Here is a 14,128-nt window from a genome sequence, read left to right as displayed (position 1 = left end):
CCTACTCCCACTCGATGGTGCCCGGCGGCTTCGACGTCACGTCGAGGACGACGCGGTTGACGTCCGCGACCTCGTTCGTGATCCGTGTCGAGATCTTCGCGAGGACGTCGTACGGCAGGCGCGACCAGTCCGCCGTCATGGCGTCCTCGGAGGAGACCGGGCGCAGCACGATCGGGTGGCCGTAGGTCCGGCCGTCGCCCTGGACGCCGACCGAGCGGACGTCCGCGAGCAGGACCACCGGGCACTGCCAGATGTCGCGGTCGAGGCCGGCCGCGGTCAGTTCCTCGCGGGCGATGGCGTCGGCCTCGCGCAGGAGGTCGAGACGCTCCTTGGTGACCTCGCCGACGATGCGGATGCCGAGGCCCGGGCCCGGGAAGGGCTGGCGCTGGACGATCTCGTCCGGGAGCCCGAGCTCCTGGCCGACCATCCGGACCTCGTCCTTGAAGAGCTTGCGCAGCGGCTCGATCAGCTGGAACTCGAGGTCCTCGGGGAGGCCGCCGACGTTGTGGTGGGACTTGATGTTGGCGGTGCCGGTGCCGCCGCCGGACTCGACCACGTCCGGGTAGAGCGTGCCCTGCACGAGGAACTCCACCGCCGGGCCCGCGTCCGCGATGATCTCCGCCTGGGCCTGCTCGAAGACCCGGATGAACTCGCGGCCGATGATCTTCCGCTTCTCCTCGGGGTCGGAGACCCCGGCGAGCGCCTTGAGGAACCGCTCCTCCGCGTCGACGACCTTCAGCTGCACGCCGGTCGCGGCCACGAAGTCCTTCTCGACCTGCTCGGTCTCGCCCTTGCGCATCAGGCCGTGGTCGACGTACACGCAGGTCAGCTGGGAGCCGATGGCCTTCTGCACGAGGGCGGCGGCCACGGCGGAGTCGACGCCGCCCGACAGACCGCAGATGGCACGCTTGTCGCCGACCTGCTCGCGGATGGCGGCGACCTGCTCCTCGATGACGTTCCCGGTGGTCCAGGAGGGGGTCAGGCCCGCGCCCCGGTACAGGAAGTGCTCCAGCACCTGCTGGCCGTGCGTCGAGTGCATGACCTCGGGGTGGTACTGGACGCCGTACAGCTTCTTCTCGTCGTTCTCGAAGGCGGCGACCGGGACGACGTCCGTGGAGGCCGTGACGGTGAAGCCCTCGGGGGCGGCGGAGCAGGCGTCGCCGTGCGACATCCACACCGACTGCTCGTCCGGCGTGCCCTCGAAGAGGGTCGAGCCGGCCTTGGAGACGTGCAGCGGAGTACGGCCGTACTCGCGGGCGCCGGTGTTGTCGACGGTGCCGCCGAGGGTCGTGGCCATCAGCTGGAAGCCGTAGCACATGCCGAAGACGGGGACGCCGGACTCGAAGATCTCGCGGTCGAGGCGCGGGGCGCCCTCCGCGTAGACCGACGAGGGGCCGCCGGAGAGGATGATCGCCGCGGGGTTCTTGGCGAGCATCTCCGCGACCGGCATGGTGCTCGGCACGATCTCGCTGTAGACCCGGGCCTCGCGGACGCGACGGGCGATGAGCTGGGCGTACTGCGCGCCGAAGTCGACGACCAGGACGGTGTCGGGGGCGGCGGGGTTCGCTGGTGACACGGGTTGCCTTCCGGCGGTGAGCGAGGGGTGTGTGTGAGGCCGAGTCTACCGGGCTCGGCGGGACCGCCCCGGGGCAAAGCCCGTCTCAGGATGCGAACCGGATTGGACGACCCGGGAACGCGCGGCATACTGACCCCATGCTCACGCACCAGACCTTCCTCTTTACCTATGGCAACCGGCCCGCCGGCTGCCATGGTCGTGCTGCTTGAGCTACTGACAAGCGACTTCCCAGGCGCCCCGGGCCGACAAGGCCCGGGGCGCCTGTCGTTTTCCGGGTCCTGCCGCTCCGGGGCACCGCACCCGCCCATCCGACGAGGAGCCCCCGACATGACCGCCACCGCAGCTGAGAAGAACGCCTCGGACAAGACCGGCGCCCGTACCACCGAGGCCGCCGGCGTGATCACCGGTGCGCGGGAGCGCATCGACGCGCTCGACGACCGGATCATCGGTCTGATCCAGGAACGGATGGCTGTCTCCGCCGTCATCCAGGAGGCCCGCATCGCCTCCGGCGGGCGGCGCGTGAACCTGTCCCGCGAGATGGAGGTCCTCGGCCACTACAGCGAGGCCCTCGGCAAGCCCGGTACGTCCCTCGCCATGACGCTGCTCGAACTGTGCCGCGGTCGCATCTGAGTTCGCAGTCCCTTTAACCCGTACGGCGCGTGACCGCCCGGCGAACCCATTCGTTGGTGGTGGTGTCCGTGCCAGCCAGGGGCGGGCCCGAAAGAACCACGCGTGGCTTGCTGGAGTGATGAGACGTACGGGTCGTGCCGGACGTCGTGGGACCTCACTCCAGGGTTGTGGCCGGACGGCAGGGGACAGCAGCCCGGTCACCCAAGAGAACGGTCGGCCCCGGGGACGCCCGGGGCCGACCGGCGGAAAATGCAAAAATGCACAACCCTGGGTCAAACGGTTGCGTACGCCCCGTCCATCCAGCACGATGCGTAGAAAGCCCCCAAGTCCCGCCGCAGACAACTGCATTGCTTGCACTTCCGTACCGTCAGAGGTCGAGACCATCCGTGCGCCCCATATGCGCCGGGGCGGCGACCCAGGGCACACAGGACAAGCGGCGCAACCCCCCGGCGCCGCTCCCAGGCACCGGCGCTGCCCTGACGTCGGTGCTGACGGAGAAGGGCCCCGCGGCCAAGTTCCGCGGGGCCCTTCGCATGTCCGTGCAGCGGATCCCGGAGCCGGAATCGGGCGGATCCAGGAGTGACCGGTCACCGGTCAGACCCTGGACACCGTCCCGCAGCCCCGCGTGGGGTCGCCGTCGATGCCCTTGCTGCGGTCGTACGGGTCCGTCGTCGGGCCCGTGGGAGGGGCGCCGGTCGCGGTGTCCGACGTGAACTCCGGGTGCAGGTAGCCGTCGTGGACGTCACAGGCGGAGTTGCCGACGTCGCGGTCGTAGCGGCGGATGGTGATCTTGCCGGGGGTGACCTTGTAGCGGGCCGGGTCGGACATCTCGATGTCGAGGACTCGGCGCACGATGGTGCGGGTGACCTCCTTCGAGCCGCCGGTGCGGGCGACCGGGTAGACGAAGGTGTAGTCGGCGTGCACGGCGACGGAGGACTGTTCGCCGGCTTTGAAGGTGATGCGGCCGCGGGTCTTGATCACGTCGCCGACGAGTCTGATCTCCGCCGGGTCGAAGCGGCTGAACATGGACAGCGGGTCGTGCTTCTCGTCCGGCTTGCCCAAGGACGTGTTGAGCCGCGTGAGGAGGGCCGTCTGCCGCGGCTCGATCACGCCGAGCGCGGTGGCGGGGCGTTCGCCGCGCAGGGTGGCCGAGTTGAGGTTCGCGTCGACCAGGAGGGTTCTGGTCTGCCGCAGGGCCTGCTCGACCTGGGCCTTGGAGAGCGTGCCGACGGGGGTCGCCTTCGGCAGGACGATGCCTGCCGCGCCGTCGGCCCAGCGCTCGGCCGGGGAGCCGGCGAACGGCCGGGCGAAGGAGGGGGTTTCGGAGTCGGCCGGGGAGGGCGGGGCGGTGGGGGCCGCGGTCTCCGCCGGGAGGGGGGAGGCAGCGGTGGAGGGGCCCTCGTCCTTCGTACCGAAGGGGTCGCCGGGGATGACCGAGGGTTTCACGGCCACGACGGCCACGGCGACGGCGAGGAGGACGCCGAGCACCGGCCAGACGCGGCGGCGCTCGCGGCGGGCCGGTCCGGCGCGCCAGCTCTCCGGGCTCTCGCCGCGCGCGTCCTGCTGCCGCAGCCGCTCGGTGACCATGCGGGCGCGCGCGGAGGGCTCCTTGGGGGCGGAGCCGAGCCCCGCCTCGGCCTCCTTGAGGAACTTGTCCCACACGTCGTCGGGTATGGAAGGCTCCTCGCCGGAACCGGATCTCCGCTCTTCGGAAGGTCTGTCGGCCACGACTCGGACGCCTTTCTGTCAGGGCTCTTCGGGGCTCATCGAGGTACTCGTCGGCGGCTGTCATGTGCATCGCCTGTCGAGCAGCAGAGCGTACGTGACCCGGGCACGTGAAGAATGCGGCCTTCATGAACTGCTGCTCGCTGCGAGTGAGTGACGCAGGCCACATAAGAAATCTGTGAAGGCCGGTACAACCATTCACAGGCTTCACGGATCCAACCAGGCGAACCAAGGGCCACACCCGCGCCCCACACGCGGAGCCCTCCCATTGGACTGGACTCCCCTGAGGTTGTCATGAAGCTTCGTCGTGCCATGGGCGTGGCGGCCGCCACCGCGGTCATCGCTCCCCTCGCGCTGCTGTCCGCGCCCGCCGCCTTCGCGGACGAGACGCCGACCGCGAGCGCCACCGAGACCGTGTCCGAGACGCCCACCGAGACGCCGAGCGACACGGCCCCGGCGACGCCGACGGACACCGGCCTGCCGACCGAAACGGCCACCCCGAGCGCCCCGGCCTCCAGTTCGGCGCCGACCGCGACCGAGTCGGGCAAGCCCACGCCCTCCACGTCGGCCGAGCCGAGCGAGGACCCGTCGCCCTCCGACGGACCGGTCGACGAGTGCAAGGACTCCAAGGTCGACGTCAGCATCACCGGCCTGCCGGGCAAGATCGCGGCGGGCAGCGGCTGGCACAAGTTCTCGCTGAACGTCCTCAACAACTCCGACTCCACGCTGAACGACCTCGACTTCTTCGCGGGGGCCTCGCCCGACAAGAACGGCGAGGACCTGTTCAAGAGCAAGCAGGTCCGGCTCCAGGCGTGGAACCCGGACGACAAGGTCTGGGAGAACCTCGACGAGGGCGGTTACGCGGTCGGTTACGTCGGCTATGCCGACGAGCTGAAGCCCGACTACGAGATCGACATCCCGCTCCGGGTCAACGTCACCTCGTCCGCCCCGGTGGGCGCCGGCTTCTCGCTCGGCGCGACGATCTACGGCGACAGCGACGGCGAGTGCACCGGCTACGGCGACGTCGCCTACAAGTTCCAGATCGTGTCCGGCGGCACGGACACGTCCGGCACCAAGCCGCAGGAAGGCGGCAAGGCTCCGGTCACAGACAAGAAGCCGTCCAGCACCACCCCGGAGGTCACCGGCAGCCTCGCCGCGACCGGTTCGAGCTCCGCCCTGCCGATGGTCAGCCTCGTCGGCGGTGTCGCCGTCGTCGCCGGTGCCGGTGCGGTGTTCGCGGTGCGTCGCCGTCGGGCCGGCGCGAGCGCGTAACAGCAGCTCACTGCAAGAAAGAAGGACCCGCACTCGGAGGGGGGTGCGGGTCCTTCGCCGTGTCTGGGCGCCTACTTCTTCGGCGGCACCGTCGGCATTCCCAGGAACGGCAGCTTCAGTGCGCCGAAGGCGTCCGCCGGGACCGCGGGGGCCTTCGGTTCCACCGGCTTCAGGCGTTCGTACGCCGCTCCCTGCGCCGGACGCGGGTCCTCCTCACCCTTGTTGGGCCAGTACGACATCGCGCGCTCGGCCTGGGCGGTGATCGTGAGGGACGGGTTCACGCCCAGGTTGGCCGAGACCGCTGCGCCGTCCACCACCGAGATGCCGGGGTGGCCGTAGAGGCGGTGGTACGGGTCGATCACGCCGGTCTCGCGCGAGGTGCCGATCGGGCAGCCGCCGAGGAAGTGGGCGGTGAGGGGGGTGCCCATGAGTTCGCCGACGTTCGAGCCCGCGAAGCCGTTGATGTCGGCGGCGATGGCGGCCGCGCCCTCCGAAGCGGCCCTGATCTGCTTGGGGTTGGGGGCGCCGTGGCCCTGGCGGGCGGTGAGCAGGCCCTTGCCGACGCCGTCCGGCTTGAGGTACGTCGTCAGGGAGTTGTCCAGCGACTGCATCACCAGGCCGATGATGGTCTTCTCCGACCAGCGGCGGTTGGAAAGGGAGCGCAGCACGAGGACGGGGTGGCGGGCCGCGTTCGCGAGCCAGCCCAGGACCCTCGACGAGCCTTCCGCGTACGGCACCTGCAGGATGGACAGGCTGCCCATCGAGTTGGAGCCCTTGCCGTAGCGGACCGGCTCGATGTGGGTGTTCTCGTCCGGGTGGATGGACGAGGTGATGGCGACTCCCTTGGTGAAGTCGACCTTCGGTGCGCCGGTCGCCTTGCGGTAGCGGCGGTCGTCCGTCTGCGCGCCGACCAGCGCCTCGGAGTTGGTACGGGTCAGCTCGCCCAACTTGTCCGAGATGTACGGGAGTTGGCCGCCGGACTTCATGCGGTGCAGCAGGGTCTGGGTGCCGTAGGTGCCGGCGGCCAGGACCACCCTGCGGGCCTTGAAGGTGCGGCCCTTGGACTTCTTCTTCTCGTCGGTGGGGAGGGTGGCGACGGCGTAGCCGCCCTGCGAGTCGTCCGTGATCGACACGACCGTCGTCATCGGGTGCACGACCGCGCCCGCCTTCTCGGCGAGGTAGAGGTAGTTCTCGTTGAGGGTGTTCTTCGCGCCGTGGCGGCAGCCGGTCATGCACTCGCCGCACTCGGTGCACGCCTTGCGGGCCGGGCCCGCGCCGCCGAAGTAGGGGTCGTCGACCTGCCCGCCGGACGCCGCCTTCGACTTCCCCTCCGCGTCCTTTCCGTCGCCGAAGAACACGCCGACCGGGGCCATGTGGAAGGTGTCGCCGACGCCCATCCGCTCGGCCGCGGCCTTCAGGTGTACGTCGGACGGGGTCATCGTCGGGTTCAGCCGTACGCCGAGCATGCGCTGGGCCTGGTCGTAGTACGGCTTCAGCTCCTCCTGCCAGTCCGTGATGTCACGCCACTGGGGGTCCTCGAAGAACGGCTTGGGCGGTACGTAGAGGGTGTTGGCGTAGTTGAGGGAGCCGCCGCCGACGCCTGCGCCGGCCAGGACCATGACGTTGCCCAGCAGGTGGATGCGCTGGATGCCGTACATGTGGAGCTTGGGGGCCCAGAGGTAGTTCTTGAGGTCCCAGGAGTTCTTGGGGAGGGACTCCCGGGTGAAGCGGCGGCCGGCCTCCAGGACACCGACGTGGTAACCCTTCTCCGTCAGGCGCAGTGCGGTGACGGAACCGCCGAAGCCCGATCCGACGACGATGACGTCGTAGTCGTAGGTGTCCTGTGACACGTGCTCTCCTCGTTGAGAACGGGTGTTGCTACTTGAAGCGCAGGGCCTTCATCAGCCGGAGGCTGCGGCTCATGAACTGCGCGTACTTCTCGTCGTCCATGCCCAGTGACGGGGCCATCGGGAGCAGGCGCTGCTGGGCGACCGTCTGGGCCTCCGTGTACTTGAGGATGCCCTCGGAGCCGTGGCGGCGACCGAGGCCGGAGTCCTTCATGCCGCCCATCGGGGACTGGACGCTGCCGTAGGCGGGGGCGTAGCCCTCGTTGACGTTCACGGTGCCCGTGCGGAGGCGGGAGGCGACCTCGCGGCCGCGGCTGCCGTTCTTCGTCCAGACCGAGGAGTTCAGGCCGTACGGCGTGGAGTTGGCGTGCTCGATCGCCTCGTCGTCGGTCTTGAAGCGGTAGATCGAGACGACCGGGCCGAAGGTCTCCTCGGTGCAGACCGACATGGGCTCGGTGACTCCGTCGAGGATGGTCGGCTCGAAGAAGTACGGGCCGATGTCCGGGCGGGCGACACCGCCCGCGACGACCTTCGCGCCCTTCGCCACAGCCTCCTCGACATGGCGGGTGACCGTCTCCAGCTGGCGTTCGCCGACCAGGGAGCCCATGTCGGCGCCGTATGCGAGGGAGGTGCCGAGGCGCATGGCCTTGGTGCGGGTGGCGAAGCGCTCCAGGAAGGTGTCCGCGATCGACTCGTGGACGTACAGCCGCTCGATGGAGATGCAGAGTTGGCCGGCGGAGGAGAAGCAGGCGCGGACCGCGCCCGCGGCCGCCTTCTCGATGTCGGCGTCCTCCAGGACCAGCATGGCGTTCTTGCCGCCGAGTTCGAGGGAGACGCCGACCAGGCGGGCGGCGGCACCCTGGGCGACCTCGCGGCCGGTGCGGGTGGAGCCGGTGAAGGAGACGTAGTCGGCGTGCTTGACGATCTCGGGGCCGACGACCGGGCCCTCGCCGAGGACGACCTGGAAGACGTCGGCCGGGAGGCCGGCCTCGATGAGCAGGTCGCGGGCCCACAGGGCGGTCAGGCAGGTCTCCGTGTCCGGCTTCATGACGACCGCGTTGCCCGCCACGAAAGCCGGGAGCGCGTCGCCGACCGAGAGTTCCAGGGGGTAGTTCCACGGGGCGATCTGGCCGACCACACCGCGCGGGTGACGGAGTTCGGTCACCTTCGTCAGCGTCGGCATGGCGCCCGCGTGCCGCTTCGGCTTCAGATAGGCGGCAGCCCTGCGGCCGTAGTGACGGCTCGCGACCGCGACGGCCTGGACCTCCTCGTGAGCGTGCAGCCGGGCCTTGCCGGTCTCCAGCTGGATCAGGTCGAGGACCTCGGCCTGGCGGGCGAGGATCAGGTCGTGGAAGCGGAGGAGGACGGCCGCGCGCTGCCGGACCGGGGTCTGCGCCCAGACCGCCTGTGCCGCGCGGGCCGCCTCATAGGCCTTGGCGACGTCAGCGGGCGTGGACTCGGGCAGGTCGGCCAGCTTCTCGCCGGTGAACGGCGTGTGGTTGGCGGTGCGTCCGGAGCCGACCACGCCCTTGGTGAGCTGGGCGATCAGCTCGGGGGTGACCACGTCGGCGGCGGTACGGGCGCCTTCGGGGGCGGGGGCGAGAGGGTTCGTGCCGGCCTTGGCCTCGGCATGCGCTTCCGTCATGAGGCGCAGGGTATGACGGCGCGGGGCCTTTGGGTACCCGTCGGTAACGCGGCTTCACGGAGTACACACACGCCGCCAGTGCTCACTGGCAAGGTTTGCGCTGATCAGGCGTTGTGCGGGGACGACGGGGAGCGGTTCAGCTTTTTCCGATCACGAGGCGGTCACGTGCGCCCTTGAAGAGCGCGGTGCCCTTCTTCTCGGCCGGTGTCCCCTTGGGCATGTCCACGCGCAGTTCGTACATGCGCCCGTCATCGGTGCGGATCATCAGCTGCATCACCCGGGCCGGGGTGTCGCCCGGGCTGTAGGAGGTGTCGGCCTGGACGGCCTCGTAGCCGTGGAAGGTGGTGCGGGTGTACTGGGTGCGGGCGTCCCCGTTGTAGCTGTTCCAGACGGTGTGCGCCTGCTGCGCCTGGGCCATCGGGGAGCGGGGTGCCCTGTCCCACTGGGTGAGGCGGATGGTGACCTTGCCGTCGGGCCCGTCGTACTCGACGAGGCGGGGCGGGCTCGCGGCGCTGCCTTCCCTGGCGGACTCCCGGTACCGGCTCGGCAGGGCCAGCACGGCGTTCATGCCCTGCTGCCGGTGCACGGTCCAGGCGGTGGCACCGGGACTGGGGGTCGCCTCGCGGGCCGGAGTCTCGGTGAGGGTGCCGGTCTGTTCGGTGACGCCTTTGCTGTCGGACTCGACGAAGTAGGGGGCGCCGAGCCAGGTGCCGCCGACGAGCAGGGCGGCGAGCGCGGCAAGGGAGGTGCGGCGGCGCAGGAGAGCGCGCTTCGGGGCGGGCTCCGGACGGGGGACGCTCGCGGTCGCGGGTTCTGCGGACGGCTCGGGTTCGGACGGCTCGGGTTCGGACGGCTCGGGTGCCGGCCGGGGCCCGGAGGTGGGTGCGGTGTCGGATTCCGGTACGGCCGCGGAGGCCGCCTCCGGCACAGGGGCCGGCGTGTCCGGCACGGGCGTCGCCCCCAGTCGTACGGTTCCCACGTCGTCGGCGAACTCCCGTAGTCCCGTGGTGTCCTGGGCCGCCGCCGCGCCGGTCTCGGCCTGCGGTACCGGCCAGCCCTCCGCGACGGCCTCCAGCACCGCCCCGGTCTCCTTCGCGCCGGGCCGCAGTTCCGGGTCCTTCACCAGCAGCCGGGCGATCAGCGGGCCGAGCGGTCCGGCCTGTTTCGGCTCGGGCGCGTCGGAGGCGATGACCGCGGCGAGCGTGGACTCCACCGTCGTGCGCCGGAACGGGGAGACCCCCTCCACGGCCGCGTACAGCAGCACGCCCAGCGACCACAGGTCGGAGGCGGGACCGGCGCCCCGGCCCGACATCCGCTCGGGTGCGACGAACTCCAGGGAGCCCACGAACTCCCCGCTGACGGTGAGTGATTCCTCTCCCTGGACGTGGGCGATGCCGAAGTCGGTGAGGACGACACGGCCGTGGGCGCCGAGGAGGACGTTGGCGGGCTTGACGTCCCGGTGCACGATGCCGACGGCGTGCGCGGCGTCCAGGGCGCCGAGGACGGCGAGGCCGATACGGGCGGCTTCGCAGGCCTCGACCGGGCCGCGCTGGAGGACTTCGTGGAGGGACTCGCCGCGGATCAACTCCATGACGATCCAGGGCAGTCCGTCCTCCTCGACCACCACGTCATGGATGGAGACGGCGGCCGGGTGGTCGACGCGGGCGGCGGCGCGGGCCTCGCGGTAGAGGCGGTGGGCGGCCCGCCGGTGGTGCTCGTCCTCCGGGTCGCCGGGCAGCCGCGGCTGCTTGACGGCGACGTCCCGCTCCACGAGTTCGTCGTACGCCTGCCAGACGGTGCCCATCCCGCCGGAGCCGATGCGCTCGGTCAGCCGGTAGCGCCCGCCGAGCAGCCGACCTTCGCGCGTCCGTTCGCCGCCTGCACTCATGCCCCATGAGTACCTTGTGGAACGGGGACTTGTCGACGCGGGGCCTGTGTCACGGAGCCCAGCGGGCGAAGGCGAGCGTGTCGCCCCGCCGCCGCACCTCCACGACCCCCGATCCGCCGAAGTGCGCCGGGATCAGCAACTCCCCTTCGTCCACGGCTCGTTCGAGCACCCGGCGGCGACTGGTGGCCGCCTGCCCGGGGTCCAGGCAGAAGCAGCTGCTGCACTCGGGGTGCAGGATCTGGACCGGGCTGTGCAGCAAGTCCCCTGCGAACACGGCCTGTTCACCGCGCGAGGCGACGCGCAGGACGGACGAGCCGGGGGTGTGGCCCGGGGCGGTCTCCAGGGTGAGGTGCTCGTCGATGCGGTGTTCGCCGTCCCACAGCACGGCCTGCCCGGACTGGTGCACGGGCGCGATGCTGTCCTCGTGGATCAGCCGGTCGTCCGGGCGTACGCCGCCGCCGTATCCGCCGTCGGGGCCGAAGTGGTGGTCGTCGGCGGCCGGGAGGAGGTAGTCGGCGTTCGGGAAGGTGGGCACCCAACTGCCGTCCACATCATGGGTGTTCCAGCCGACGTGGTCACCGTGGATGTGAGTGTTGACGACGACGTCGACGTCCTGAGGCCGCACTCCGGCCTGCGCCAGGCGGTCCGGGAAGTCGCCCTGGCGCTGGTGGAAGAGGGCGTTGCCGGGCCGCTCGCGGCCGTTGCCCACCCCGGTGTCGACGAGGACGGTACGGCCGCCGCTGCGGACCACCCAGGTCTGCAGCGCGACCACGGCACGGTCGCTGCCGGGCTCCCAGTGGTCAGGGACGAGCGCATCCCGATTGTTCTGCCACACCTCGGGGCCGACGCCCGGAACGAGGTCCCGGGCCGGGGCGTAGGGCGCCCGCCACTCGACGACCCGGAGCACCTCGACGTCACCGATCATGAAACTCTGCACGTTCTCATCAGCCATGACAGGAACTCTAGAAGCGCCGTGGTGAGCATTCCAATGCCCTTCCGGCTCATTCGGATACGCTTGCGTCTCATGGACGTGGTGAGTGACGCGATCTCCGCCGTACGCATAGGGCAACCCTCCTCGAATCGTCTGCGGGTCGCCGGCACCTGGTGCACGCGGCTCGCCCCGTACGAGGGCGCGGGGTTCCACGTGGTCCTCGCGGGCGGCTGCTGGCTGCTGCCCGACGGGGGCGGCGAGCCGGTGACGCTGGGCGCGGGGGACGTCGTACTGCTGCCGCACGGGGCGGGGCATGTGCTGGCGGACGCACCGGGCGATACGACGCGGGCCGTGCCCTTCGAGGAGATGAGACCGCCGGCGGGGACGCCGGGCGGGCGTGAGGTGGAGTTGCTGTGCGGCAAGTACCGCCTCGACCGCAGCCGGGTGCACCCGCTGCTGGCGGAGCTGCCACAGGTCGTCCATCTGCCGAACCGGGTCGGCTCCCATCCCGAGCTGCGCGCTGCCGTGGACCTGCTGGCCCGCGAGCTCGACGAGCGCCGCCCGGGTTCCTGCCTGGCCCTGCCGAGCCTGCTCGACCTGCTGCTGATCTACATGGTGCGGGCGTGGACGACGGAGGCGGACACGACGGCGGGTGCCTGGCCGGCCGTACTCAGCGACCCGGTGACGACGGCCGCCCTCCGGGCCCTGCACTCGGACCCGGCCGCCCCCTGGACCAACGACCGCCTGGCCGCCGAGGCGGGCGTCTCCCGTGCGACGCTGGCCCGCCGGTTCACCGCCCTGGTCGGCCGCCCGCCCATGGCGTATCTGACCTGGTGGCGGCTGACCCACACGGCCACGCTCTTGCGCGACACCGACGCCCCGCTGGCCTCGGTGGCCCGTTCGGCCGGGTACAGCAGCCCGTACGCCCTGTCGCACGCGTTCAGCAGGGAGTTCGGGGTGACGCCGGGGAGGTATCGCGCGGAGGTGCGGCGCTGACGGCGGGTCAGAGTTTGTCGACGTCGAGATTCGCGATCGCCGCCTGCGCCACCTCGCGTCCGCGCGCGGTGAAGTCACCCCTGCCGGGGTAGCTGACGATCAGTTTGTACAGGTCGCCCGCCGAGGACTTGTAGTAGAAGATCCGCACCTCGCGAGGGAGCGGGTGCTGGCTGTCGTTGGTCTTGTAGGCCACCGTGTTCTCGGCGGACGGTTTGTTCTTGTACGTCGTCAGCCTGGTCTTCGTCGTCGGACCGGCGGGCATGTTGAGCTCGTACGCGCCGCTCGCCTTGAACGTGCCGTTGTCGTCGTACATCTGGGCGGCCGCGGAGTCCTTGATGTTGCCGCCGGTGTCCTCCGACTTCTTCTGGAGGCTCAGGGTGATCCCGATCGCACCGCTCAGGTCGCTGTACGTGACCCAGTGGTTCTTGTCGGTCTTCCGGTCGGGCAGCTGCCGCTCGTAGCCGTCCGGTACCGCCAGCGTCGCGGCCACGTCGCTCTCGTGGTGGGTCTTCCAGCCGTCGGGCAACGGCCCCGCGAAGGGATTCGCGATCACCAGGAACGCCACCAGCGCCGCCGCGAGGACGCCCGTGCCGGCCCCGATCCACGCCTTGCGGCCGAACCGGAACCCCCGGGTGACGATCCGCCCGGGCTGCGTGGGCTGCAAGGGCGCCGCGACCGGCGGGTTCGCGGTCTGTTCCAGCAGCGCCCGGACCTGTGCGGCGTTCGGACGTCTCGCCGGGTCCTTCTGCAGCAGGCCCGTGATCAGCTCGGCCAGCGGTCCCGACGCCGAAGCGGGCGGCGCCGGCGTGGCGTTGAGGACCGACTGGAGGGTGGCCGGCGTGTTGCTGCGGCGAAAGGGGGAGACGCCCTCCGTGGCCGCGTAGAGGACCACGCCGAGGGACCAGAGGTCGGAGGCCGGGCCGGGGCGCTGGCCCAGCACCCGTTCCGGGGCGATGAATTCGGGCGACCCGACGAAGCCTCCCGTGTCCGTCAGGCTCGTCTCGCCCTCGATCTGGGCGATGCCGAAGTCGGTCAGGACGACACGGTCGTGGCGGCCGAGGAGCACGTTGTCCGGTTTCACGTCGCGGTGCAGGATGCCCGCAGCGTGCGCGGCCTCCAGCGCGCCGAGCACCTCCAGGCCGATCCTGGCGGCCTCGCGGGCGTCCAGCGTGCCCTCCTGCAGGGCGCTGCCGAGCGAACGGCCCTGCACCAGCTCCATCACGATCCACGGCCGGCCGTCGACGACCGCCACATCGTGGACACTGACCACGGCCGGGTGGTCGAGACGGGCCGCGGCGCGGGCCTCGCGGCGCATCCGCTCGAAGACGTTGGCGCGTTCACGTTCGGGAAGATGGTCCGGGACGCGGGGCTCCTTGACGGCCACCTCTCGGTCGACGGTCTCGTCCTTGGCTCGCCACACCGTGCCCATGCCACCGTGCCCGAGCTTCGCCAGCAGCCGGTAACGGCCCGCGATGAGCCGACCGGCGCCGGGCTCCGACTGCCGAGGTCTGGGAGGTTGCAGAACAAAACTCGTCGTGTCGTCGGACTCGTGGCCGACTCCCCCACTGCTGCTCATGGACCATCCATATCGCGCCAGACGCTCACGCATCCAGGGTTG

10 protein-coding genes are annotated in these 14,128 nt (G+C 70.8%); 3 read left to right on the top strand and 7 right to left on the bottom strand.

Annotated elements, in window-relative coordinates; genetic code table 11:
- Window position 1: 1 nt before the first annotated feature.
- A complete protein-coding gene (gene guaA, locus EDD92_RS28675) occupies window positions 2-1,576 on the bottom strand; it encodes a glutamine-hydrolyzing GMP synthase (protein WP_123967006.1) in 1,575 nt (524 codons plus the stop codon).
- Window positions 1,577-1,903: 327 nt separating this feature from the next.
- On the opposite strand from guaA, the gene EDD92_RS28670 reads away from it, so the two are divergent.
- A complete protein-coding gene (locus EDD92_RS28670) occupies window positions 1,904-2,206 on the top strand; it encodes a chorismate mutase (RefSeq protein WP_123967005.1) in 303 nt (100 codons plus the stop codon).
- Window positions 2,207-2,800: 594 nt separating this feature from the next.
- Here EDD92_RS28670 and EDD92_RS28665 read toward each other — a convergent pair.
- Window positions 2,801-3,934 carry a hypothetical protein gene (locus EDD92_RS28665; RefSeq protein WP_123967004.1) on the bottom strand — a complete coding sequence of 378 codons (1,134 nt, stop codon included), beginning with the start codon at window positions 3,932-3,934 and terminating at the stop codon, window positions 2,801-2,803.
- A 291-nt stretch (window positions 3,935-4,225) separates the two neighbouring features.
- Between EDD92_RS28665 and EDD92_RS28660 the strand changes: the two genes are divergently transcribed.
- Entirely contained in the window at window positions 4,226-5,203 is a 978-nt protein-coding gene (locus EDD92_RS28660) for an LPXTG cell wall anchor domain-containing protein (protein WP_123967003.1), read from the top strand.
- Window positions 5,204-5,274: 71 nt separating this feature from the next.
- On the opposite strand, the gene EDD92_RS28655 is transcribed toward EDD92_RS28660, so the two are convergent.
- From EDD92_RS28655 to EDD92_RS28640, 4 genes are all read right to left on the bottom strand, one after another.
- The gene (locus EDD92_RS28655) at window positions 5,275-7,053 is read right to left on the bottom strand and encodes a GMC family oxidoreductase N-terminal domain-containing protein (RefSeq protein WP_123967002.1); all 1,779 of its coding nucleotides are present in this window, start codon (window positions 7,051-7,053) and stop codon (window positions 5,275-5,277) included.
- 28 nt (window positions 7,054-7,081) lie between these two features.
- Window positions 7,082-8,695, bottom strand: a complete 1,614-nt coding sequence (locus EDD92_RS28650) for a succinic semialdehyde dehydrogenase (protein ID WP_123967001.1) — start codon at window positions 8,693-8,695, stop codon at window positions 7,082-7,084.
- A 136-nt stretch (window positions 8,696-8,831) separates the two neighbouring features.
- A complete protein-coding gene (locus tag EDD92_RS28645; protein ID WP_123967000.1) occupies window positions 8,832-10,583 on the bottom strand; it encodes a serine/threonine-protein kinase in 1,752 nt (583 codons plus the stop codon).
- Between the two features lie 49 nt (window positions 10,584-10,632).
- Window positions 10,633-11,535, bottom strand: coding sequence for an MBL fold metallo-hydrolase (locus EDD92_RS28640; protein WP_123966999.1), 903 nt, complete (start codon window positions 11,533-11,535; stop codon window positions 10,633-10,635).
- Between the two features lie 72 nt (window positions 11,536-11,607).
- Between EDD92_RS28640 and EDD92_RS28635 the strand changes: the two genes are divergently transcribed.
- Window positions 11,608-12,510, top strand: a complete 903-nt coding sequence (locus EDD92_RS28635) for an AraC family transcriptional regulator (protein WP_123966998.1) — start codon at window positions 11,608-11,610, stop codon at window positions 12,508-12,510.
- A gap of 7 nt (window positions 12,511-12,517) precedes the next feature.
- Here the strand turns inward: EDD92_RS28635 and EDD92_RS28630 are convergent, their stop codons facing one another.
- Entirely contained in the window at window positions 12,518-14,086 is a 1,569-nt protein-coding gene (locus tag EDD92_RS28630; protein ID WP_123966997.1) for a serine/threonine-protein kinase, read from the bottom strand.
- Between the last annotated feature and the right edge of the window lie 42 nt (window positions 14,087-14,128).

The sequence above is a fragment of the Streptomyces sp. TLI_185 genome (genome assembly GCF_003814765.1).
Classification (GTDB): domain Bacteria; phylum Actinomycetota; class Actinomycetes; order Streptomycetales; family Streptomycetaceae; genus Streptomyces.
This window is presented reverse-complemented; position numbering and strand designations above follow the sequence as displayed.

Bases quoted from the DNA above. Each gene is read 5' to 3' on its own strand.
- EDD92_RS28660 (WP_123967003.1), top strand. From the start codon at position 4,226: ATGAAGCTTCGTCGTGCCATGGGCGTGGCGGCCGCCACCGCGGTCATC.
- EDD92_RS28640 (WP_123966999.1), bottom strand. From the start codon at position 11,535: ATGGCTGATGAGAACGTGCAGAGTTTCATGATCGGTGACGTCGAGGTG.
- EDD92_RS28670 (WP_123967005.1), top strand. From the start codon at position 1,904: ATGACCGCCACCGCAGCTGAGAAGAACGCCTCGGACAAGACCGGCGCC.
- EDD92_RS28635 (WP_123966998.1), top strand. From the start codon at position 11,608: ATGGACGTGGTGAGTGACGCGATCTCCGCCGTACGCATAGGGCAACCC.
- EDD92_RS28630 (WP_123966997.1), bottom strand. From the start codon at position 14,086: ATGAGCAGCAGTGGGGGAGTCGGCCACGAGTCCGACGACACGACGAGT.
- EDD92_RS28645 (WP_123967000.1), bottom strand. From the start codon at position 10,583: ATGAGTGCAGGCGGCGAACGGACGCGCGAAGGTCGGCTGCTCGGCGGG.
- EDD92_RS28650 (WP_123967001.1), bottom strand. From the start codon at position 8,695: ATGACGGAAGCGCATGCCGAGGCCAAGGCCGGCACGAACCCTCTCGCC.